We start from the raw sequence: 1471 nt of genomic DNA, 5'->3' as shown, positions 1-1471 counted from the left end.
GCCGCCGCTGCGGCCGCTGACCCCCGAGACGACGCTCGGGTACGACGTCATTGACTTCGCCCGCGACGTCCTGCACGTGGACCTGTTCCCGTGGCAGAAGGCGCTCCTGCTGCGCATGCTCGAGCTCCTGCCCGACGGCACCCTGCGCTTCCGCACCGTCGTGGTGCTCATCGCGCGGCAGAACGGCAAGTCGACCCTGTCGCAGGTGCTCGCGCTGTGGTTCATGATCGTGTGGGGCTGGCCGCTCGTGCTCGGCACGGCACAGGACCTCGAGACCGCCGAGGAAGTCTGGCAGGGCGCGGTCGACCTCGTCGAGGAGGACGAGGGCCTCTCCGAACTGCTCAAGCGGGTCGTGAAGGTCAACGGCAAGAAGGCCCTCGAGCTCACGAACAACACCAGGTACAAGGTCAAGGCCGCGAACCGCAAGGCGGGCCGCGGCTTCACCGGGAACCTGATCATGCTCGACGAGCTCCGCGAGCACCAGAACTGGGAAGCCTGGGGCGCGATCACGAAGACGACCATGGCCCAGGCCGAGGCGCTCGTGCTCGCACTCTCCAACGCCGGCGACAACACCTCGGTGGTCCTCGGGTACCTCCGCAAGATGGCCCACGAGGCCGTCGGCGACCCGGACGGGATCTGCGAGGAGCTCGCCGCGGCGGCCGTGGGCCCAACGCTCCTGGACGTCGAGGGCCTGCAGGACGACGGCGAGGAGTTCGACGAGGACGACCTCGAAGGCTTCGAGCAGGACGAGGACACCCTCGGACTGTTCGAGTGGTCAGCCCCTCCGGGGTGCGACAAGCGCGACCGCGAGGGCTGGGCGCACGCCAACCCCTCGGTGGGCTGGAACCCCGGCTTCACCGAGCGCACGATCGCCGCGGCCTGCAAGACGGACCCCGAGTGGGTGTTCCGCGTCGAGGTGCTCTGCCAGTGGCCCGACGGCGTTCTCGGCGGCCCGTTCCCGCCCGGGGCGTGGGACGCCTGCAAGAACACCCCGGAGACGCTCCCGGATGGCACGCAGCGGATCGCCGAGGCGGACCGCATTGTCGGGAAGGTCTGGGCCGGCGTGGACCAGTCCCATGACCGGTCAATGACCTACCTCGCCTTCGGCGGCTGGCGCGCCGATGGGACCCCCCAGGTCGAGATCGTGGCAGCCCGCCACGGCTCCGACTGGGTCAAGGGCTACCTGATGGACCCCAAGCGCCGCGAGCGGGTCACAGCGCTAGCTGGCCAGTCCAAGGGCGCGCCGATCTCGCCGCTGCTCGCGCAGCTCGCCGAGGACGCCGAGTTCGACGTCCCGGTGGTCGAGTGGGCGGGCAGCGACCTCACAGCGGGCTGGGCCGACGTCTTCGACTCGGTCCGCGACGGCACCGTGCGGGTGAATCCGCAGCCCGTCCTGGACATCGCGGCCGCGACGGCGGTCCTGAAGGTCTTCGGTGGTGGCGCGTCGATCCCGGACCACAAGGCGTCGCCG

General features: G+C 70.4%; 1 protein-coding gene. It reads left to right on the top strand.

The genetic code is table 11. From position 1 onward, the window contains the following. Positions 1 to 1471: terminase large subunit domain-containing protein (locus ACYVKZ_RS20995; protein WP_460994416.1), on the top strand; the 1471-nt coding region annotated here is incomplete at both ends.

The sequence above is a fragment of the Sinomonas soli genome, from assembly GCF_054782415.1.
The sequence above is the reverse complement of the archived record's forward strand: the minus strand, read 5'-3'. Positions and strand labels throughout refer to the sequence as shown.